Origin of the sequence: Lentzea jiangxiensis (genome assembly GCF_900104175.1) — a bacterium.
Classification (GTDB): domain Bacteria; phylum Actinomycetota; class Actinomycetes; order Mycobacteriales; family Pseudonocardiaceae; genus Lentzea; species Lentzea jiangxiensis.
In genome coordinates this window covers 35394-56100 of the sequence record NZ_FNIX01000006.1, presented here as the reverse complement: position 1 = coordinate 56100, position 20707 = coordinate 35394, and the positions used below count along the sequence as shown (strand labels likewise).

Sequence of the window (20707 nt, the reverse complement as noted above, 5' to 3'; positions counted from 1 at the left end):
GGCCGGAGCCGTCCTCCACCCCCGGGGTGTCAGCTGGTCTCGGCCGCGCACCTGAGGTCGTCCGGGCGCTGCCCGCCGAGCAGGTACTCGGTCACCTTGTCGTTGGCGCACTTGTTCTTGCCGAGGACGTAGGCGCCGTGCCCGCCCTGGTCGATCGTGATCATCGCGGCCCTGTCGCCGAACGCGCGGCGCGTCGACCGTGCGCCGGCCAGCGGCGTCGCGGGGTCGCGTTCGTTCTGCACCAGCAGGACGTTGCGCGGGCCCCGGTCGGACGGCAGGACCTGCTTCTCCAGCGGCTTCGGGAAGAACGCGCACGGCTGGATGTTCGCGGCGGCCGCGCCGAACATCGGGTGGCGGACCCGGTCGACCGCCACGTTGCGCTCGTACGCGCCGACCGACGTCGGCCAAGCCGAGTCACCGCAGATCACGTGCAGGCGGCCCGCCAGCAGGGCTTGGACGCGCGGGACCTCCGGGTAGTCCTGCGGCGGCTGCGGCTGTCCGGTGTCGAAGGCCTTCCAGGAGGCGGCGAGCTTCGCGAAGGCCGCGTCACCGGTGCCGTACAGGCCAGTGAAGGTGAGCAGGCGGAAGGTCCTGCCGTCCAAGCCCTCCACCGAGGGCTTCTCGTCGAGCCGTGCGGCGAGGTCGAAGAACTTGGCGCGCACCTGCTGCGGCGTGGTGCCCAGGCCGTGCTCGGGGTGCGCCGCCGCCCACTTCGCGAAGTCCGGGAACGTGTCCTCGACGCCGCGGCCCATCAGCCGGCCGCCCTCGACGTCCCAGCCGCCCTTCGGCAGGTTGCTGTCGATCACGACGCGGTCGGAGGTCTTCGGGAACAGCGTCGCGTACACCGAACCCAGGTACGAGCCGTACGAGTAGCCGAGGAACGACGCCTTCTTCTCGCCCAGCGCCGCACGGATCGAGTCCAGGTCACGCGCGATGTTCGCGGTCGTGTTGTACGGCAGTTCGTCCGCGGAGGACGAGTTCAGGCACTGTTCGGCGATCTTCCGCACCTCGCCGGCGCGCTGGCGCACCTCGGCGGAGTTGTTGGCGTACGGCGGCACGCTGCCGTCCGCCATCTGTTCGTCGGTCATGTCGCATGTGGACGGTGAGCTGTAGCCGATGCCACGCGGGTCCACACCGATGACGTCGTAGGCGTCCTGAACGCTCTGCGGCAAGCCCACCGCCTTCAGCACGGCCGGGAACGTGAGGCCCTCGCTCGGCCCGCCGGGGTTGGTCAGCAGGATCCCCTTGCGCTTCCCGGGATTCTTGCTGGCCAGCCGGCTGAACATCACCTCGGTCTTGCGGCCCCGCGGCTCGCGGTAGTCGAGCGGCAGCTGGAGCTTGCCGCACTCCAGACCCGGAAGCGCCACGTCGGCGGGACAGGTGACCCACTGCACCTCGGGCTTCGGCGTGCCGGCGGACGACACCCCCGGCACCGCCACCAGGCCCGCGGCGGCGGTCACGACCGCGGCCAGTGACAACGTTTTTCGCATTAGCAAATCCCTCCCCGACGGCACGCCCCTTCGGCGTGCCGAACCGATGAAAAGTCAGCCGCTCAGGCGGACGAGGACGTCGAGCTGCGCCTTGTTGTAGAGCTCGGCGATGGTCTTGACGATCGTCTGCGCCACGAACTTCTCGCTGTACGGCGAAGCGCCGTACAGGCTCGCCGGGACCGGGAACGCGGCCCGCATCTCCAGCACCTGCGGATGCACGCGCATGCGCTCCGCCAGGTCCTGGCGCGTCGCCTCGTCCGCGTCCGCGGGCAGTTCGTCGAACTCGACGAGCACGGGAACCCTCGCGTAGCGCTTGAGCACCTCGGCGTACGAGGACAACGCCTCCGGCGAGACCAGCTGGGCCAGCACCACGGTGAACGAACGGTCCTGCGGTGACAGCTCCACGTTCGCGAGCATCGCCGCGACGTCCGGAGGCAGGTCGGTCGGTGACTCCTGCCGCAGGATCACCGCGATCTCGCCCCGCACCCGTTGCAGGCGCTCGATCGTCGCCGCCAGTTCGGCGTCCATCTCGCGCAACGCCTCACCGGGGTGTTCGTCCCCGTCGCCCAGGTCCGCGATCTGCGTGAGCGACAGCCCGAGACCGGTGAGGCGCTTGATCCGCAACACCCGCACGAGGTGCGGCACGCCGTAGCTCTTGTAGCCGTTGGCCTTGCGTTCCGGCTCGGGGAGCAGGCCCACCTCGTGGTAGTGCCGGATCGTGCGCAGCGTCGTGCCGGCGAGGTCTGCCAACTGACTGGTGCTCCACGCCACGACGCCTCTTCCCGGTTCCCCTGCTTGCTGACAGGACCAGTGGAAACCATGCCGCTACGGCACGGTCAAGGCGCGGCGGGAGGTGGGGACGAAGGTGGACGAGGCGAACTACTTTCGTCGCATGCGAAAGGCTCCCGATCGAGACGACCGGGAGCCCCTTCGCTGTCCAGCTGGGACTTACAGGAACTGACCACCGCGGGTAACAGCACCGTAGGCGTCCACGATGCCGTGACCGTAGAAGCCGTTGAACTTCGCGTCACCCTCACAGGTGGCGTCGAACTCCGGCGTGCGGCCCACGTTGACGTACGAGACAGTGCGCGGGTTGGGGCAGGCGCGCTGGATCGCGGTCTTGTAGAGCACCTTCTCGACCTTGTCGGGGTCGAGGGTCAGGCCGGGGTTCTTCTTGTCCTTCTTGCCGTACTGGCTGACGACCAGCGCCGCGACACCGGCGGCGTGCGGGGCGGCCATCGAGGTGCCCTGCAGGAACTGGTAGTAGCCGACCTTGTCGCCCTGCACGGCCTTCTTCACGCCGGCGCTGAGACCCTCGTCCGTGATGTTGCCGGCCTCGTCGATCGCGCCTTCGGCGAGAGCGACGTTGCGCGGGTAGGTCGACAGGATCATGTTCTCGTTGGTGCGGTACCACGGCGTGCCGAAGAAGTCGCGGAAGTAGCCACCCGGAGCCGAGAGCGCGGTCTGCTCGACGCCGTAGTTCGAGTAGTCGGCCTTGGAGGTCGACGGGCCGAGCGACGACACCGAGATGACGTGGTTGCCCTCGGTCGGCAGGTTCAGGCAGGTCGCGTTGTCGATCGGACGCGGACGGGCGTGACCCGGCGGGTAGTTCGGGCTCTGCACGTCCTGGCGCGGCTTGCCCAGGTCCTCGTGGTTGTTGCCACCGGCACCGATGAGCGTGACGCCCTTGCGGTGCGCGTAGTTCAGCGCGCGCTGCACGGACGCGATGATCGTGCGCTGCTCCAGCTGCTCCTCGGCCGAGGCCGTGGGGTCGTTGGCGCAGTTCATGTACCACGGGTCGACGTAGAACGACATGTTGATGACGTCCAGGCCGACGTCGGCACCGTAGGTCAGGGCGTCGACGACGGGCTGCAGGAAGAACGAGCCCGCGTCCTGCCCGCCGCGGATGTTGACCAGCGACACGTTCGGCGCGACACCGGAGATGCCGAAGCCGTTGGCAGCGGCGCCGATGGTGCCGGCGACGTGCGTACCGTGGCCGCCGTCGTCCCAGTTGGCCGGGTCGACGCAACCGCGGAACTCGCACGGGCCGTCGAACTCGCCACCGTCGGAGTCGTTCGGAATGTCGACGGTGAAGTTGCGCGACAGCTCGTTGTTGAAGTTGGGCGCGATGTCCGGGTGCGAACCGTCCACACCGGTGTCGAGGATGCCGACGTACACCCGCTTGTCACCGGCCTGCTTGGCGCGCGCGATGTTGGAGCGCACCAGGTTCAGGCCCCACAGGTCGCCGTCGAGCGGGTCCATGCCCGCGGTCGACTGCGACGACGCCGGAGCCTTGTTCGGCTTCTCGGCCTTGTTCTCCTTCTCGACGTTGTCCCGCTTGGCCTTCTCGGCCTTCGCCGCGGGCGCGTGCCCGATCGGCTTGGTCCGGGCGGCACCGACGATCGCGCTCGAGGCGGAGACCTTCTCCACGAACCCCGTCGCGGGCGCCTTCACCGTCAGCAGGCCCACGGCCTTGTTGTCCCGCACGACCTCGCCGCCCGCCGCCTCGACGGCGTCGATCGCGAAGTCGCGGTTGCCGGGTTCCTCCAGGAGCACCGTGTACTCCGTGTCCGCCGCCTGGCCCGCGGTGGCCGAGGCCGGCGCTGCCCCCGCCGCCGACGTACCCGCGGCGATCAGCGACACCGTTGCCGCCACCGCCATCACGGTTCTGCGCGTTCTCACCTAGCTGTCTCCTCACACCCGGTCAGGGCTGGATCCAACAACACGGGAGCGGCCCCCGAATTGCCGCTCGAGTCCGTCACACTGGCACGAAATTGCGTCCCGCATCAGCGCCTTTCGTACGGAATCGAACTGTAGCCGATCGAAAGCGGAGCGTGACGTTATGGGAACAAATCTTGACTTGGCGATATCGAGAAGATGGACTTCGCGGCTATGCGGAGTCGGGTAATGGCAACGTCGGCATGCCTGCTCTTTCTGCTCTCGGCCTGCGGGGACGCGGGCGAGGGCGCTCTGACGTTGCCTTCGCGTGGTCCCAAACCGATCGTCGGGGTAATCCTCCCCGACCAGACGAGCTCCACGCGTTGGGAGGCGCAGGACCGCCCTCTTCTGACGCAAGCCTTCAACTACGCGGACATCGAACCGTTGATCGAGAACGCGAACGGCGACGAGGGGAAGTTCCTCCAGATCGCCGAGGAGATGATCCGCCGGAAGGTCAAGGTCCTGGTGACGACGCCGTTGTCGTCGGCGGGCGGTCTCGCCGTGCAGAAGAAGGCCAAGGAGGCCGGCATCCCGGTCATCGACTACGACCGGCTGACACTCGGTGGCCAGGCCGAGTACTACGTGAGCTTCGACGGCGTGAACGTCGGCCAGCTGCAGGCCGAAGGCATGCTGAGCTGCCTCGGTGCCCGGCCGGGCGCCCAGATCGTCGAGATGGAGGGCGCGCCGACCGACCACAACGCCACGCTGTTCGCCCAGGGGCACAACTCGGTGCTGGGGCCGAGGTACGAGAGCGGCGCGCTCAAGCTCGTGAAGACGCAGTCCGTGGAGGGGTGGAAACCCGACATCGGCGGTCCGCTGTTCGAGCAGATCCTGAACGGCAACGGCGGCAAGGTCGACGGTGTGATCGCGGCCAACGACGGCCTGGCCGGCGCGGTCGTCGAGGTGCTCAAGAAGAAGAACCTCGCGGGCAAGGTCCCGGTCACCGGCCAGGACGCCACTGTGGAGGGTCTGCGGGCCATCCTGCGCGGCGAGCAGTGCAACACCGTCTACAAGCCGGTGCGCGACGAGGCGGAGGCGGTCGCCCGCCTGGCCATCGCGGTCGCCAGGGGTGACCTGGACGGTGCCGACGACCTCGCCACCGGCAACCTCAGGGACCCCGTCGCCCGGCGGGACATCAAGTCCGTGCTGCTCGGCGCCACTCTGATCAAAAAGGACAGCGTCAGGAGGCTCGTCACCGACGGCGTGGTGAAGGCACAGGACCTCTGCACCGCCGACCTCGCGGCGGTGTGCGCCAGTCAGGACATCGTCACGGGCTGAGCCCGACCACTGGTGACCGGTCGGCAGCGGAGGGTGATGTTATGAGAACAAATCTTGACTTAACAAGATTCAGGGGCTGAACTCCGCGTTTATGCGAAGACGGGTAATGGCATCGTCGGCGTGCCTGCTCTTTCTCCTCTCGGCCTGCGGTGACGCGGGTCAGGGCTCTCCGACGCTGCCCGCGCGCGGCCCCAAGCCAATCGTCGGGGTAATCCTTCCCGACCGAACGACTTCCGCGCGCTGGGAAGAGCAAGATCGCCCGCTGCTGACCCAGGCGTTCAACTACGCCGACATCGAACCGTTCATGGAGAACGCGGAGGGCGACGAGGCGAAGTTCGCCCAGATCGCCGACGAGATGATCCGCCGCAAGGTGAAGGTCATGATGATCACGCCGCTCTCGGCGGCAGGTGGTCTCGCGGTGCAGAAGAAGGCGAAGGCCGCGGGCATCCCGGTCATCGACTACGACCGCGTCACGCTCGGCGGCCAGGCGGAGTACCACGTCGGCTTCGACAGCGTGAACGTCGGCCAGCTGCAGGCGGACGGCCTGCTGGACTGCCTCGGCGCCAGGCCGGGCGCTCAGATCATCGAGCTCGAGGGCGCGCCGACGGACCACAACGCGACCCTCTTCGCCCAGGGCCAGAAGTCACGGCTGTCGTCGAAGTACGACAGCGGCGCGCTCAAGCTCGTGAAGTCCCAGCCGGTCGCCGACTGGAACAACGACCTCGGCGGGCAGCTGTTCGAGCAGATCCTGAACGACAACGGCGGGAAGGTCGACGGCGTGGTCGCGGCCAACGACGGCCTGGCCGGCGCGGTCATCGGGGTGCTCAAGAAGAAGAACCTCGCGGGCAAGGTCCCGGTCACCGGCCAGGACGCCACTGTGGACGGCCTGCGGGCCGTGCTGCGCGGCGACCAGTGCATCACCGTCTACAAGCCGGTGCGCGACGAGGCCGAGGCCGCGGCCAGGCTGGCGATCGCGGTCGCCAGGGGTGACCTCGACGGTGCCGACGACCTCGCCACCGGCAACCTCAGGGACCCCGTCGCGCGGCGCGACATCAAGTCCGTGCTGCTCGGCGCGACGCTGATCAAGAAGGACACCGTCCGGACGCTGGTCACCGAGGGCATCGTGAAGCCGGCGGAGCTGTGCTCCGGCGACCTCGCCCCGGTGTGCGCCCAGCAGGACATCCTCGGAGGTTGACCCGTCACGACCTGTCGTGATCCGGCAGGTCGTGACGCCCCGAGATGAACTCCTGCACGGCGATCTTCGCCCGGATGATCGGCTGCCGGATCCGGGCCTCGCGGCGGTACGCGCGGGTGAGCTTGCGCGAACCCTCGAGGTAGCGCCAGCGCGCCCACGGTGATCCCGGCCGTGCCAGCCGCACGGCCCCCACGGCGGGGACGACCGGCACGAGCAGGCCGAGCAGCCCCGTCCAGATCTTGCCCTTGAGCAGCGCCACGATCGCGAAGCACAGGTTCACGCCGATCGTGATCAGCCGCAGCGTGAACGTGGACGCGGGTGTCGTGTCCGGGTTGAGCTGCAGCACCTCGTCGTAGCCGAACGGCCGGGCGCCGAGCAGGAACGTGCCGGTCAGGCCCACCGCGAGGAACACGGCGTCCACGGACAGGCGGCCCGCCTTCGTCCAGTACACGTCGCGCAGGTGCAGGATCAGCGCGAACTCGTCCAGCACCAGCGCCGCGCCCACGCCGAGCCCTACCGCGGCGGCCAGGCGGGCGCCGTGCAGGTCGTCGGGGATCACCAGGCTCGTGACGCTGGACAGCAGGAGCAGCACGGTGCCGAACACGACGTGGTGCACGTGCGTGTCGCCCGCCACGATGTTCCCAGGCCACCAGCGGACCTTCGCCCTGATCATGCGCACGCTGATGCGGATGAACACGAACGTGGTCACCAAACCGATGAAGAAGAAGAGCAGTCTTTCGCTGCCGGTCAAAGTCACGGCCCCCTGGGTCAACGACCCACCAGGTTACCGGTCGCCGTACCGGTTCACGTTCCCGTGGACGGTGCCGATCTGGAACAGGGTGCCGTGGACGTCGCCGAACGACTGGTTCACGATCGACCCGCGCTCGCCGGGGCGATCTTGTGGCTCGGGCCGCACGGGAGCGCTCGCCAGGTGCTCCCGGACGAGAGCGTGCAGGCCGCGCTCGACCTGCGGTGTGACCGAAACTCTGATCGACAAGGTTGTCAGCTCGGGCACGGGTACCTCCGCGTGGTCGTTCGGGGCCTCACGTTAGCAGTGAAATCGATGGCTCGACTGAGGACGGGGAACCGTGGTTGACTGTCCGAGGTCGTACGTTTCGTGTTCGTGGATTACCCCGCTCGCGGAACGAGGTCGCGGGTTGTGCGGGTTCTCCAGGTTCCGGAGAAGAAGCCGCCGTGACTTGACCCGGTGGTCGCGAGCGCGATCCGGCACCTGTTAGAGGAGAAGTAGCAAGATGGCAGTACAGGGCACCGTCAAGTGGTTCAACGCGGAGAAGGGCTTCGGCTTCATCTCCCCTGACAACGGTGGCGCCGACGTGTTCGTCCACTACTCCGAGATCGACATGAACGGCTACAAGGCTCTCGAGGAGAACCAGCGGGTCGAGTTCGAGATCGGTCAGGGCCAGAAGGGCCCGCAGGCCCAGGGCGTTCGCGCCGTCTGAGTCTGACTGGTCAGCACTTCTGATCTGACACCGGAGCCGCTTGTCCCGTATCGGACAAGCGGCTCTGTTGTGTCTTGTGCCGCCTGGTCGTGATCGGTAGCTTGGCGGCATGGGTGACTTTCCGTAGCGATTCAGTTGCTCTTGGTGTCCGATGCGCGGTCAGGCCATCGCCGTGCGCAGGGCAGGTCCGGCTGCACGAAGCCCGCCGATCTCCTGGTGCCGCTGTCCGGGCCGGCCGACCGGCTGGAGGCTTCCCGTGCCCGCACTGCTCGCTGAGGTGACCCGGTCGGGGTTCGTGGAGAGCCTGCACCACGGCAGCGTCATCGGCTTGCTGCCGACCGGTGCCGTCGGCGTGTCCGCCGGCGCGGTGGAGGACCCGGTACTGCCGCGGTCGTGCACGAAACCGTTCCAGGCGTTGGCGTGCCTGTCCGCCGGGGCACCTCTCGCGGGACCGGCGCTCGCGATCGCGGCAGGGTCGCACACGGGGGAGAACCGGCACGTCGAGCTGGTGGTGCGGTTGCTCGGCGGCCTGCCGGTGGGCCTGCTGCGCTGCCCTCCGTCGTGGCCGGAGGACGAGGAGACGCGGCGGCGGGTGTCCGAGCCGTCGCGCGTGCGGATGAACTGCTCCGGCAAGCACGCGGCGATGCTGGCGGCGTGCGTGGCGGCGTGGTGGCCGACGCAGTCCTACCTGGAACCGACGCATCCGTTGCAGCATCTTGTGTCGAGGACCGTCGCCGAACTCGCCGGTGAGGACATCGCGCACACTGCGGTCGACGGCTGCGGTGCGCCCGTGCACGCGTTGTCGTTGCGCGGCTTGGCGCGCGCGATGCAGGGGTTGGTGCGCACGCCGGTCGCTGATGCCATGCGCCGGTTTCCCGAGTACGTCGGCGGCACCGGACACGTCAACACGGCGGTCATGCGGCTGCTGCCGGGCGTGGTCGCCAAGGGCGGCGCGGAGGGCGTGCTGGTGCTCGCGACGGCGGCCGGGCACGCGGTGGCGGTGAAGGTGCTGGACGGCAACCCCCGTGCCACCACGGCGATCGGGCTGACGGCGCTCGCGGCGATGGGGGTCGACGTGTCACCCGCCGAGGAGCACCTGTCCGTGCCGGTGCTGGGCGGGGGAGAGGTCGTCGGCGAGGTGCGGGTCGTCTTCTAGAACTGCTCCGGCAACTCGAGCATGCCGAGCTGGGCCATCACCGTCGCGGTGTCGCCGTAGACCCGTTCGCAGATCAGCACGTCCTTGTCGAACAGGAAGAACCCGACCATCCTGACCTTGAACGACCGTCCGGTAACTTCTTCCCCGATGAGGCTGCCGAGGTGCGTGCCCTGGAACTCGAACTCGAGGATCACGGCGTCGTCCGCGTGGTGGACGTCGATGACCTTGCTGCGCTGGTCGGGGAAGGCCGCGCGGGTGCGCTGCCAGTAGTCGCGAACCGCGTCCACGCCCTCGAACACCTGGCCGGACGCCATGATCTCGTAGCGGGGGTGTGGGAACGTGTTCAGGGAGGTGTCGAAGTCGTGGTCGTTCTGCGACTCCATGTGCTCCAAGACGATCGCTTCACGCAGCGCTCTGAGCGCCTTGGACTCCGTCATGCGGCGAGACCCTCCTACGTACGCCGTACGTCGCACGGAAGCTACTCCACGCCACAGGGTCTACGCCAGTGTCACCGCCCCGTGAACCGCTGACGCGCGAACGCATCGTCGACGCGGCGGTGCGGCTGATCGAACGCGAAGGCGTCGAGGCCGTCTCGATGCGGCGGCTCGCCGCCGAGCTCGGCGCGGGCACGATGTCGCTGTACAACCACGTGCCGAACAAGGCGGTGCTGGTCGACCTCGCCGCCGAGCGGATCATGGCCGACGCCCGGCCGTACCAGGTGGACAGCGACGACTGGCGCGACCACATCCGGGCGCACGCGCGGGCGGTGCGCGAACTGGCCCGGCGGCACCCGCGCGCGTTCGTGATGCTGGCGACGCGGCGGCTCAGCAGCGAGGCGGGGTTCCGGACGATCGAGGCGGCGCTGGGGAACTTCGACCGCGCCGGGTTCCGGGGCGGGGTCGCCGTCGGGATGATGCGGGCGATGGTGTCGTACCTGCTGGGCACGCTGATGCGGGAGGTCGCCACGTCTCCCGAGCTCGGCGGGATCGCGTTGTCGCCGTACGAGGACGTCGACATGTCGGCGTTCCCGTTGTCCGCCGGCGTGATGGACGAGCTGGGCACCTACGACCACGACCAGGAGTTCGAGTTCGGGCTCGAGCTCCTGATCGCGGCTTTGGAGCGCTACCGGTCCTAGGGGCGCATCTCGTAGCGGCCGGAAAGCGCTTCCACCTGCTGCCACACGGCGTCGAAGCGGGCCTGGTCGACGTGCGGCTTGCGGATCTGCGCCACGGCCCACCGCTGCTGGGCCTCGGTGCTGCTCGCCTTGCCGTGCAGCGCGGTCGCGTAGCCCGCGAAGTCGCGGACCAGCACGTCGAAGACCTGGTCGAGGACCGCGTCGTCGGTCCCCGTGATCTTGGCCTGCTCCAGCACCAGCTGCCCGTAGACGACCAGCGTGAACAGGTGGCCGAGGTTGAGCAGGAAGTCGAGGTCCTTCTGCTGCTCGGCGTCCGGCGCCGCGGTGGTGAGGAGGGTCTTGATCGCGTTCGCCTGCTCGTGGAACAGCGCGACGTTCGGCAAGTGGGCGTGCTCGGCGTAGATCGGCTCCCAGTCGTGGAACTGGATCTTGCCGAGACCGCGCGCGGGACCCTGGTGCCAGAAGAAGTCGTCGTCCGCGGCGTCGTGGCGGGTCGGGACCTCGTCGTACCGCGCCGGGTTGAAGAAGTAGTTCGGCATGAACTTGAGCACCAGCGCGAGGTTCACGTGGACGGTGCCCTCGAGCTTGGGCAGCGCGCGGATGTCGGCCGTGGCGCGGGTGAAGTAGGTGTCCTTCTCGAAGCCCTTGGCGGCGATGACGTCCCAGAGCAGGTCGATGACGTTCTCGCCCTCGCTCGTCACCTTCATCTTCGTGATGGGGTTGAAGAGGAGGTAGCGGCGGTCGTTCTCGTTGGCGCTGCGGAAGTAGTCGACGCTGCGGTCCGAGAAGAGCTTCATCGCGGTGAGGCGCGCGTACGCGTCGACGAAGTTCTGGCGCACGTGCGGGAAGTCCGTGACCGGGTTGCCGTAGAGGATCCGGTTGTGGGCGTGCGTGATCGCCTCGTAGAACGAGTGCTCGCAGATGCCGATGCTGGCCGTGCAGAGGTTGAACTTGCCGACGTTGACGGTGTTCAACGCGGCGGAGAACGCGTCGGGGCCGCGGTGCAGGACGTCGGCGTCGGTCAGCGGGTAGTCCTCGAGGCGGAACTCGCTCACGAACATCTGGCTGTCGACGACGTTCTTGACCAGCTTGAAGTTCTCGTGCCCGCTGTCGACGGCGAAGAAGAGGTACTCGTCGTCGATCTTGCCGAAGACGCTGACCATGCCGGCGACGTTGCCGTTGCCGATGTAGTACTTGCTGCCGTTGGCCCGGTAACCGTCATCTGTCTTCGTGACGATCATGTCGGTGCTGTAGACGTCGGCGCCGTGTTCCTTCTCGGACAGGCCGAACGCGAAGACCGCGCCGCTGTCGAGCAGGGCCGCCGCCTTCTTCTTGGCCTCGGCGTTGCCGCTCATCCAGATGGGACCGAGGCCGAGCACCGTGACCTGCCACGCGTACCAGTACTGCAGGCCGTAGAAGCCGAGCACCTCGCTGAACGCGGCGTTGCGGGCGGCGTCCCAGCGCTTGGCGGGGTCGACGCTGCTCGGGGTGCAGAAGGTGGCGAAGAGCTTCTCCCGCTTCACGAAGTCGAGGAACTCGGTGTACCAGACCCTGTCCTGCGCGTCCGCGATCAGCTGCCGCTTGCCGCGAGCCTCGAACCAGTCGACGGTCGCCCTGAGCAGGCGGCGGGTCTCGTCGTCGAGGTGTGCGGGGTCGTAGTGGTTCGGGTCGAGCAGCACTGGCGCCTCCTTGCGTCTCCTGCTCCGGACGCTACCAGTCAGTAACTTGCGGGTCTACGTGGGGTTTCCCGCTCATCCGGAAATTGTCGGACCTCCGGCGTAACGTGCTCCGCATCACATCCCGCCTGGCTTGGAGGCTGCGTTGCGATGACGGTGGTCGTGGCGATAGGTACGCGCAAAGGGCTGTGGCTCGCCCGCAGCGAGGACAGGGTCACGTGGGAGGTCGACGGCCCCCACCACCCGATGCAGGAGGTGTACGCGGTCGCGTTCGACACGCGTGCCGGCGTCCGCCTGCTGGCCGGCGTGGCCTCACCGCACTTCGGCCCGGGCGTGTCCATTTCGGACGACCTGGGCGCCACGTGGGAGGAGTCCGCCTCACCCCCGATCGCGTTCCCGGTCGAGGGCGCCGCGCTCGAACGCGTCTGGCAACTCCAGCCGGCACCCGCCTCCCAGCCGGGCGTCGTCTGGGCGGGCACCCAGCCCTCGGCCCTGTTCAAGTCCGCCGACGGCGGCCGCTCGTTCGAGTTCGTCGAGGGCCTCTGGAACCACCCGCACCGCCCGGAGTGGGACGCGGGCTTCGGCGGCCAGGCCGTCCACACGATCGTGCCGGACCCGGTCGACCCGGACAGGGTGCTCGTGGCGATGTCGACCGGCGGCGTCTACCGCACCGCCGACGGGGGGAAGTCCTGGGAAGCCCGCAACAAGGGCATCAAGGCGTACTTCTTCCCGGACCCGTGGCCGGAGTTCGGCCAATGCGTCCACAAGGTCGCCCAGCACCCCTCCTCGCCGACGCGCTTCTACGCCCAGAACCACCACGGCGTCTACCGCAGCGACGACGGAGGCGACACCTGGCAGTCGATAGCCGACGGCCTCCCGACGGACTTCGGGTTCGCCATGGTCGTCCACCCGCACGACCCGGACACGATCTTCACGTTCCCGATCGAGGCCGACGGCCGCCGCTTCCCGCCGGAGGGCAGGTGCCGCGTCTACCGCTCCCGCGACGCGGGCGAGTCCTGGGAGCCGTTGTCGGCGGGCCTGCCGGACAACTTCTGGACAGCCGTGATGCGCGACGCGATGTGCACTGACACGGCCGAGATCCCCGGCGTCTACTTCGGCTCCCGCTCGGGCGAGGTCTACGCGAGCCCCGACGAGGGCGAGACCTGGCACCAGGTCGCCGCCCACCTGCCGGACGTGATGTCGGTGCGAGCGGCGGTGCTGCCCACGTGAAGGTCACGGTCCTGATCCCGGGCGTCCTCCGCACGGCCACCGACGGCGCCGCCCACCTCGACGTCGACGTCGACGAACCAGCCACCCTGGCCGCGGCCCTCGACGTCCTCGCAGACACCTACCCGGGCCTCGACCGCCGCCTGCGCGACGAACGAGCGGGTCTGCGCCGCTACGTGAACTTCTACGTCAACGGCGAGGAGTGCCGCCGCCTCTCGGGCCCGGCGACACCGCTGGCCGAGGGTGCCGAGATCCAGATCCTGCCCTCGGTGGCCGGCGGCTGACCGGACGCGGTCGGGGTGCGCCGATCGGGGTTGGCGGCGCACCCCGGACGTGGAGGTGGGAGTTGGATGCTCGCCCTTCCGGCCGCATCGCGGCCCTCGCCATCCCGTCCGTCGGGGATCCACCCGCCGCCAGAGGGTGTGGGCTGGGTGACGCGGTGGAGCGGCGCGGTGTGGTCGGGTGGCGCCGGCTGAACCCGGAGACGTGGTGCGGCCCGGCGCTGTCCGAGAACTCCAACCCGCTCACGTGCCGACCCGCTCCCGCGCCCACCCCTGGTCGCCGCGTCGCCAGCCTCACCACTTCGAGGTCGGCGGCCGAGCCAGGCCAACGCACCGCTCGCACCCGCTGCCGCCGAGCGGTTCCGTTCCCTCACCCTGCCTTCGCTCTTGCCTCGAACTGACAGCCGCCCACCCGGCCTGGCCACCGGCTCGTCAGCACGCCGCGAAGTCGTCGAGCAGCCCCGAAGCCACCTCCACGTCCGGGCTCAGCTGCCGGTCCGCCATGTCCGGGTTCAGCTTCGACTCCGCGGCCTCGAAAGCCGCCCGCAACGACGGCGTGTCCGGCGTGATCCCCCCGCAGCCGCAGCGCGCGGACGGCGGCCACCACCTCGCAGGCCAGCACCAGCCGGAACGCGCTCAACGATCGCAGCGCCTGCGAAGCGGACTGGAAGGCGAAGCTCGAGTTCTCCTCCTGCCCGCGCGACACGACGGCGTTGCCGATGCTCGCGGGCTCGGCGAGGGTGCGGACCTCGGCGAGCGCGGAGTTCGCGCTGTACTCGAGGATCATCACGCCCGAGCTGCCGCGCACACCCTCCGCCAGGAACGGACGCAGGCCCGTGAAGTTCGGTTCGACCAGGGTGGCCAGACGGGCGGTGGACAGGTGGCCGGTGTGCAGCATCGACAGCCGCAGGCGGTCGAGTGCCTGGCCGAGGTACGCGCTGTGGAAGGCGCCGTGGTGGTAGGCGGCGTCGTCGGACGGGCCGAAGTGGTCGGCGACGATCAGCGGGTTCTCGGCGGCGGCGTTGAACTCGACGTCGAGCACGCGGGCCAGGTCGGTGGCGGCGTCCACGGCCGGGCCGTGGATCTGCGGGAAGCAGCGGTAGCCGAACGGGTCCTGGATGCGGGCCGCCGGGCGCGGTGGGTCGCCGATCAGGCGGCGCATCTCGGCGGCGACCGCCACCTGGCCGGGGTGCGGGCGGCCCTGGTGGACGCGTTCGTCGTAGGCCTCGACGGCGCCGTCGACGGCCAGGAACGAGAGTGCGGCGACCACGCTCGTGGCCTTCAGCAGCTGGTGCGCGTCCTTCCAGGCGAGGCCCGCCATGCCGATGGTGAGGGCGTTGCTGCTGATCAGGGCGAGTGCGTCGCCCGAGTCGAGCTCGATCGGGTCGGGGGTCTGGGTCGAGCCGAGCCAGTAGCGCTCGCCGAGCAGGGTCAGGCCGGTTTCGGCGAGCGCGGTGAGGTCGCCCGTGCCGATGGCGCCGTACTCGTGCACGCCGGGGTAGCAGCTGCTGTTCAACGCGGCGAGCAGCGCGTCGGCGACGGCCGGGCGAACGCCGGCGCCGCCTGCGAGGAGCTGGTTGAGGCGCACGACCATCATGGCGCGCACCTGTTCCTCGGGGAGCATGCCGCCCAGGCCGCCCGCGTGGCTGCGCAGCAGGCGCAGGCCGTGTTCGGCCCAGCCCTCCGTGCTGACGATCTGGTCGCGGTTCGCACCCACGCCGGTCGTGCGGCCGTAGACCTGTCGTCGCACCACTAAGCGCTGGCTCGCGCGCCACGACGCTTCGAGGCGTGCGAGGCCGTCAGCGTGCAGCGCCACCGGGGAGTGGTACCGCGCGACGCGCACCACGTCGTCGGCGCTGAGGGACTGACCGTCCAGCACGACAGGGGAGGCTTCGACCATGGCGCCAATGTGAGCACATAGGGTTCACAGGTGCTCGTACTGCATGGCCTGTGCACGACCGACGGCGCGCTCGCGCTGTGGGCCGAGGATTCCGGGCTGCCCGCACGCAGCGAGAGCACGCGGCGGGACGCGCCGCACCCGTTTGCTGCTGCGGCCGAGGTGCTGGCGGGCGCGCTCGGACGGGAACCCTCCACAACGACCACTCGCGCGTTGCTGTTGCCGTCGTACTCGTCGGGGCCGATGGCATCGCCGGAGCTGGTGCGCGACCCGTTGACGGCGGGACGGGCGCCGCGGGGCAAGGTGCAGCTGCGGCAGTGGGGTGTCCCCACGATCCGCCTCGAAGGTGCCCCGGAACTCGGCGTCGAGGTGCGGCTCAGCGACTCCGCACGGTTCGTGTTCGATGTGGCGGGGTTCGCCGCCGACCTGGTCGACCGCGGACGTGTGCTCCCCTCGGTCGCACCGGACCGGGCCGTCGCGCGGTGGGTGCCGGTGCTGTCGGGCACGGACTCGGCGCGGTTCGCGGCACTCCAGGCCGCGATGCCGCCCGCGTGCCGGTGCGAGGAGATCGTCAGCGACCCCGCGGAACTCGTGCGCGCCGCGCTCGCGACAGCGATCGACGAGCAGGTCAGGGCCCGGCTGAACGGGCTGGACATCGCGCCGCGCCGCCGCGGCCGAGCGACGACCGCGGAGTCGTGGCTCGCCGCGCTCACCGGCGAGCCGGCGTTCGACTCCGACCCGGTGGAGCTCTACGAACTGCGCGAACAGCTCGACCGGTGGCAGGACAGCGCGGGCAACGAGAGCCCGGTGCGCACGTGCTTCCGGCTGCGTTCGCCCGAGCAGCGCGAAGAGGACGAGTGGGCCGTCGAGTTCCTGCTGCAGGCCGTCGACGAACCGAGCGTGCTCGTGCCCGCGCACCAGGTGTGGTTCGCGGACGACGGCGTGCTGCGGCGCTGGATCCCGGCACCCCAGGAGCACCTGCTGGCCGACCTCGGACGCGCCAGCAAGCTGCACCCGGACCTCGACGAGGCGTTGCGCGGCTCGCACCCCGCCGAGATGGAGGTCGGCGCGGAGGGCGCCTACCGGTTCCTGCAGGCAGCGCCCGTGCTGGCGCAGGCCGGGTTCGGCGTGCTGCTGCCGTCGTGGTGGCAGCAGACGACGAGGCTCGGTCTGAAGCTCACCACCAAGAGCCGCGGCACGGCGGGCACCGTCGCCAAGGAGAGCGAGATCGGCTTGAAGTCCATTGTGGACTACAGGTGGGAGCTCGCTCTCGGCGAGGACGCGCTCACGGACACCGAACTGGCCGAGCTGGCGAAGGCCAAGGTGCCGCTCGTGAAGGTCCGCGGCCAGTGGGTGCAGGTCGACCAGAAGCGGCTCGCCGCGGGGCTCGCGTTCCTCAAGCGCGGTGGCGGCCAGATGACGGCGGCCGAGGTCGTGCTCCACAGCGGACTGACCGAGGAGGACGAGAGCCTCCCGCTCCCGCTCACCTCCGTCGAAGCCGACGGCTGGCTCGGTGACCTGCTGTCCGGCAAGGCCGACGAACAGCTCGAACCCGTCGAACCGCCGGAGAGCTTCGGTGCGCGCCTGCGCCCGTACCAGCAGCGGGGCCTGGCGTGGCTCGCGTTCCTTGACAAGATCGGCCTGGGCGCGTGCCTCGCCGACGACATGGGCCTCGGCAAGACCGTGCAGCTGCTCGCCCTGGAAGCGCTCAGCCGCGCGCGAGGCAAGCGGCCGCCCACGTTGCTGGTCTGCCCGATGTCGGTCGTCGGCAACTGGCAGCGCGAGGCGGCCCGGTTCACCCCGGAGCTCTCGGTGCACGTGCACCACGGCGCCGACCGCCTAGACGGCGACGCCCTGCGCGAGGCCGTCGAGAGCAACGACCTGATCCTCACCACCTACGCGCTGGCGGCCCGCGACGCGGAGGCGTTGAGCGACCTGACCTTCGACCGCGTGGTGCTCGACGAGGCGCAGAACATCAAGAACAGCGCCACGCGCCAGTCGCAGGCCGTCCGGCAGCTCAAGGCACGCCACCGGGTCGCGCTCACGGGCACGCCCGTCGAGAACCGCCTGGCCGAGCTCTGGTCGATCATGGACTTCGCCAACCCCGGTGTGCTCGGCACGGTCAACACGTTCCGCGCCCGCTTCGCCGTGCCGGTGGAGCGCCACAACGACCAGGACGCCGCCGCCCGCCTGCGCAAGATCACGAACCCGTTCGTGCTGCGCCGCGTCAAGACCGACCCGCGCATCATCAGCGACCTGCCCGACAAGGTCGAGATGCGCCAGCTGTGCAACCTCACCACCGAGCAGGCCTCGCTCTACCAGGCTGTCGTCAACGACATGCTGGAGAAGATCGAGGAGGCCGAGGGCATCGGCCGCAAGGGCCTGGTGCTCGCGACCATGTCGAAGCTCAAGCAGGTCTGCAACCACCCCGCCCACTTCCTCGGCGACGGGTCCCGCGTCGCCGGCCGCTCCGGCAAGCTCGCGCGCCTCGAGGAGGTGCTGGAGGAAGTGCTCGCCGAGGGCGACAAGGCGTTGTGCTTCACGCAGTTCACCGAGTTCGGCAGCATGCTCGTGCCCTACCTGGCCGCCCGTTTCGACACCGAGGTGATGTTCCTGCACGGTGGCACGAACAAGGCCACCCGCGACCGCATGGTCGAGCGGTTCCAGGACAGCAAGGGCCCGTCGCTGTTCCTGTTGTCGCTCAAGGCGGGCGGCACCGGCCTCAACCTCACCGCGGCCAGCCACGTGATCCACCTCGACCGCTGGTGGAACCCCGCCGTGGAGGACCAGGCGACGGACCGCGCGTTCCGCATCGGCCAGCGCCGCAACGTGCAGGTGCGCAAGTTCGTCTGCATCGGCACGCTGGAGGAGCGCATCGACACCATGATCGAGGAGAAGCGCGCCCTCGCGCAGCTGGTGGTCGGCGCCGGCGAGAACTGGCTCACCGACCTGTCCACCGCGCAGCTGCGCGACCTGCTGACGTTGTCCGGGGAGGCCGTCGGTGAGTGAGCACTGGTCCGGCGAACGATCCCGCTACGGCAAGACCATCAAGGTGGACAACGGCATCAAGGCCAGGAGCAAGCGCGGTGACATCGGTGCCACCTGGTGGTCGCGCCGCTTCATCGAGGTGCTCGAGTCGTTCGGCATGGGCGGCCGCCTGACCCGCGGCCGCACCTACGCCCGCCAGGGCCAGGTGCTCTCGCTGTCGTTGTCCACCAGCATGGTCATCGCGCTGGTGCAGGGATCGCGCCCCACGCCGTACAAGACCCGCATCGCCATCAAGGCCTTCACCACCCCGGAGTGGCAGCGCATCGAGCACGCGCTGGCCGGCAAAGCCCTCTACGCCGCGAAGCTGCTGGCCGGCGAGATGCCGAGCGACATCGAGACGCTGTTCGCCTCGCTCGGCCTGCAGCTGTTCCCCGCCACGCAGCGCGAGCTGACGATGGACTGCACCTGCCCGGACTGGGAGGTGCCCTGCAAGCACCTCGCCGCCGCCTGCTACCTGCTCGCCGAGTCGTTCGACAACGACCCGTTCGAGATCCTCGCCTGGCGCGGACGCAGCCGTGAAGACCTGCTGGAACGCCTGCGCACCCTGCGCGGCGCCACCCGTGCGGTGGCGGCGCGCGAGGAGGCGCCGCCGCTGACGAAGTGCCTGGACACGTTCTGGCAGAAGCAGACGGCGACGAGCCTGACCCTCGGTGATCCGACGGCGGTCGTGCGCGCGGACGCGGTGCTGGACCAGCTCGACGCCGTGCCGATCACCGTCGGGCGGTCGGACCTCGTCTTGCTGCTGCGCCCCGCGTACCTGTCGCTGCCGCCGGACCGCGGCCCCGAGGGTGCCGGCTCCTGATCAGAGCCGGCCGAGCCGCAGGAACACCGACTCGCCGGGAGCGTCGTCCAGGCCGTCGTTGTCCACCACGCCCACCAGCCGCTTGGAGCGGCCGTCGCCGATCACGGCGAGGCCCTCCGGCTTGTCGTGCGCGGTGGCGCCGCCCGCCCGGAGCTCGGGCAGCAGGTCCTTGGCGAGCCCCTTTCCCACCAACGGCTTCACGACGCCGGCCGGCACCGGCGATCTCGGCGGCCGTGTGCTCGGCCGCCGAGCTGTTGCGGAACACCGGCATCGTGTCGAAGCGCTGGAACCGCTGCGGCGCGGACGCCGAGGCGGGTGCGACCGACACCAGCACCACGAAGGCCGCGAGGCCTGCGCACAACCGGACCACTGGTCCTCCCCATCAGCTCGGAGGCGCGCAGTGTGGCTGACCGAGTGGGCGCCGAGGTGAACGCTCGCTGATCATCCGGGGTGGATCGGCCTGGGTCGGTCTGGGGCGGTCTGGAGGCGGGTGTGGCTTCCACTGTTGAGTTTTCGCGACAACGGGCACGCCAGTGGGGACTGGGTGGCGGGGTGTTCGGCAGTTCGCGGCTGCGGTGGTGAGCGACCTGGTGGGCCGGGCACGTCGTGGTCTGCACGCGGGTGGCGTGGCTTGCGGACGTGGGCGGCCGATGTCGGTGGTCTGGTGGGCCGGGCGGACGTGGGCGTGTGGTGCGTGGATGTGGGAGGTAGGGGCGGTCAACGGCGAGGCGACGCCGTGTGGTCCGTTGCGCGCTGTGCGTCCGGAGTGGTCGCTGGGTGAGGCGGTGGGCTCAACCGGGCGTCGTGGAGTCCGGGCGCGGCCTATCCGTTGTGGTGTGGGCGCGTTCGGCACGAATGCGGCGGCGGAGAGCCAGGCGGGCCGGGCGCATCGGGGGCCGCGCGCGTGAACGGCGCGGTGGGCGGATGCGGGCGGCCGGGGCGGTCACCGGGTGCGGTCGGGGCCGTGGACCCGTTGGGTGCTCTGCGGTCCGGGCGCGGTGGTCGCGGGCGGAGGCAAGGCGGCTCGGGTCTGCGGCCTGGTGGTGGTGGACGGGTGGGTGGGGCGGGCGGTTGGGGGCCCGCCCACCCCCGGCTCGAGGGTCAGTGGTGGATCTTGGGCCTGGCGCGGTTGGCCAGGGCGGTCACGCCGGCGCCGGCGAGGCCCACCTGCAGGGTCGGCTCGATCCAGTCGATGCCCGGTGTGTCCGCCACGCCGAGGACGGTCGCGAGCAACGAGATGTGCTGCCTTCCGGGGACCACGAGGCGGCCCAGACCGCCGATGGCCGCTCCGAAGACCAGCGCCGTGAACAGACCGCTGGTTTCCACTGCGCACCCCCTGCGACT

The 20707-nt window shown here is 69.8% G+C and carries 19 protein-coding genes; 9 read left to right on the top strand and 10 right to left on the bottom strand.

Annotated elements, in window-relative coordinates:
* Positions 1 to 29 precede the first annotated feature (29 nt).
* The 3 genes from BLQ91_RS19280 to BLQ91_RS19270 form a co-directional block, all read right to left on the bottom strand.
* Positions 30 to 1490: an alpha/beta hydrolase gene (locus BLQ91_RS19280; protein WP_090098304.1), complete on the bottom strand. Its 1461-nt coding sequence runs from the start codon at positions 1488 to 1490 to the stop codon at positions 30 to 32.
* Positions 1491 to 1544: 54 nt separating this feature from the next.
* A complete protein-coding gene (locus tag BLQ91_RS19275; protein WP_090098302.1) occupies positions 1545 to 2261 on the bottom strand; it encodes a MerR family transcriptional regulator in 717 nt (238 codons plus the stop codon).
* A gap of 177 nt (positions 2262 to 2438) precedes the next feature.
* Positions 2439 to 4151, bottom strand: coding sequence for a S8 family serine peptidase (locus tag BLQ91_RS19270; RefSeq protein WP_090098300.1), 1713 nt, complete (start codon positions 4149 to 4151; stop codon positions 2439 to 2441).
* A 246-nt stretch (positions 4152 to 4397) separates the two neighbouring features.
* Between BLQ91_RS19270 and BLQ91_RS19265 the strand changes: the two genes are divergently transcribed.
* On the top strand, positions 4398 to 5486 hold the full coding sequence (locus BLQ91_RS19265) for a sugar ABC transporter substrate-binding protein (RefSeq protein ID WP_090098298.1): 1089 nt from the start codon (positions 4398 to 4400) through the stop codon (positions 5484 to 5486).
* Between the two features lie 91 nt (positions 5487 to 5577).
* Entirely contained in the window at positions 5578 to 6681 is a 1104-nt protein-coding gene (locus BLQ91_RS19260; RefSeq protein WP_090098296.1) for a sugar ABC transporter substrate-binding protein, read from the top strand.
* 4 nt (positions 6682 to 6685) lie between these two features.
* Here BLQ91_RS19260 and BLQ91_RS19255 read toward each other — a convergent pair whose 3' ends face one another.
* Positions 6686 to 7453, bottom strand: a complete 768-nt coding sequence (locus BLQ91_RS19255; RefSeq protein ID WP_245733667.1) for a hypothetical protein — start codon at positions 7451 to 7453, stop codon at positions 6686 to 6688.
* A gap of 12 nt (positions 7454 to 7465) precedes the next feature.
* The gene (locus tag BLQ91_RS19250) at positions 7466 to 7678 is read right to left on the bottom strand and encodes a hypothetical protein (RefSeq protein ID WP_176959826.1); all 213 of its coding nucleotides are present in this window, start codon (positions 7676 to 7678) and stop codon (positions 7466 to 7468) included.
* A gap of 256 nt (positions 7679 to 7934) precedes the next feature.
* Between BLQ91_RS19250 and BLQ91_RS19245 the strand changes: the two genes are divergently transcribed.
* Positions 7935 to 8141 (top strand): cold-shock protein, encoded by a 207-nt coding sequence (locus BLQ91_RS19245; RefSeq protein WP_090098292.1) that lies wholly within the window; start codon positions 7935 to 7937, stop codon positions 8139 to 8141.
* Positions 8142 to 8397: 256 nt separating this feature from the next.
* The gene (locus BLQ91_RS19240; protein WP_245733666.1) at positions 8398 to 9297 is read left to right on the top strand and encodes an asparaginase; all 900 of its coding nucleotides are present in this window, start codon (positions 8398 to 8400) and stop codon (positions 9295 to 9297) included.
* On the opposite strand, the gene BLQ91_RS19235 is transcribed toward BLQ91_RS19240, so the two are convergent.
* Positions 9294 to 9734, bottom strand: coding sequence for an ester cyclase (locus BLQ91_RS19235; protein WP_090098288.1), 441 nt, complete (start codon positions 9732 to 9734; stop codon positions 9294 to 9296). The two genes, BLQ91_RS19240 and BLQ91_RS19235, sit on opposite strands and share 4 nt — an antisense overlap.
* A gap of 68 nt (positions 9735 to 9802) precedes the next feature.
* Here BLQ91_RS19235 and BLQ91_RS19230 point away from each other — a divergent pair, with 68 nt between their 5' ends.
* The gene (locus BLQ91_RS19230; RefSeq protein ID WP_090098286.1) at positions 9803 to 10432 is read left to right on the top strand and encodes a TetR/AcrR family transcriptional regulator C-terminal domain-containing protein; all 630 of its coding nucleotides are present in this window, start codon (positions 9803 to 9805) and stop codon (positions 10430 to 10432) included.
* On the opposite strand, the gene BLQ91_RS19225 is transcribed toward BLQ91_RS19230, so the two are convergent.
* Positions 10429 to 12111 carry an acyl-CoA dehydrogenase family protein gene (locus BLQ91_RS19225; protein ID WP_090098284.1) on the bottom strand — a complete coding sequence of 561 codons (1683 nt, stop codon included), beginning with the start codon at positions 12109 to 12111 and terminating at the stop codon, positions 10429 to 10431. The genes BLQ91_RS19230 and BLQ91_RS19225 overlap by 4 nt on opposite strands.
* A gap of 147 nt (positions 12112 to 12258) precedes the next feature.
* On the opposite strand from BLQ91_RS19225, the gene BLQ91_RS19220 reads away from it, so the two are divergent.
* Both BLQ91_RS19220 and BLQ91_RS19215 read left to right on the top strand, forming a co-directional pair.
* On the top strand, positions 12259 to 13338 hold the full coding sequence (locus BLQ91_RS19220; protein ID WP_090098282.1) for a WD40/YVTN/BNR-like repeat-containing protein: 1080 nt from the start codon (positions 12259 to 12261) through the stop codon (positions 13336 to 13338).
* Positions 13335 to 13619, top strand: coding sequence for a MoaD/ThiS family protein (locus BLQ91_RS19215; protein WP_090098281.1), 285 nt, complete (start codon positions 13335 to 13337; stop codon positions 13617 to 13619). Before BLQ91_RS19220 ends, BLQ91_RS19215 begins: the two co-directional genes overlap by 4 nt.
* A 367-nt stretch (positions 13620 to 13986) precedes the next feature.
* Here the strand turns inward: BLQ91_RS19215 and BLQ91_RS19210 are convergent, their stop codons facing one another.
* Positions 13987 to 15516, bottom strand: a complete 1530-nt coding sequence (locus tag BLQ91_RS19210) for an aromatic amino acid ammonia-lyase (RefSeq protein WP_342670653.1) — start codon at positions 15514 to 15516, stop codon at positions 13987 to 13989.
* Between the two features lie 30 nt (positions 15517 to 15546).
* Here BLQ91_RS19210 and BLQ91_RS19205 point away from each other — a divergent pair, with 30 nt between their 5' ends.
* On the top strand, positions 15547 to 18522 hold the full coding sequence (locus tag BLQ91_RS19205; RefSeq protein ID WP_090098280.1) for a DEAD/DEAH box helicase: 2976 nt from the start codon (positions 15547 to 15549) through the stop codon (positions 18520 to 18522).
* A complete protein-coding gene (locus tag BLQ91_RS19200) occupies positions 18515 to 19363 on the top strand; it encodes an SWIM zinc finger family protein (RefSeq protein WP_090098279.1) in 849 nt (282 codons plus the stop codon). The genes BLQ91_RS19205 and BLQ91_RS19200 overlap by 8 nt, the downstream gene beginning before the upstream one ends.
* Here BLQ91_RS19200 and BLQ91_RS19195 read toward each other — a convergent pair whose 3' ends face one another.
* Positions 19364 to 19552: a hypothetical protein gene (locus tag BLQ91_RS19195; protein WP_143022717.1), complete on the bottom strand. Its 189-nt coding sequence runs from the start codon at positions 19550 to 19552 to the stop codon at positions 19364 to 19366.
* 912 nt (positions 19553 to 20464) lie between these two features.
* Entirely contained in the window at positions 20465 to 20689 is a 225-nt protein-coding gene (locus BLQ91_RS19190; RefSeq protein ID WP_090098277.1) for a GlsB/YeaQ/YmgE family stress response membrane protein, read from the bottom strand.
* Between the last annotated feature and the right edge of the window lie 18 nt (positions 20690 to 20707).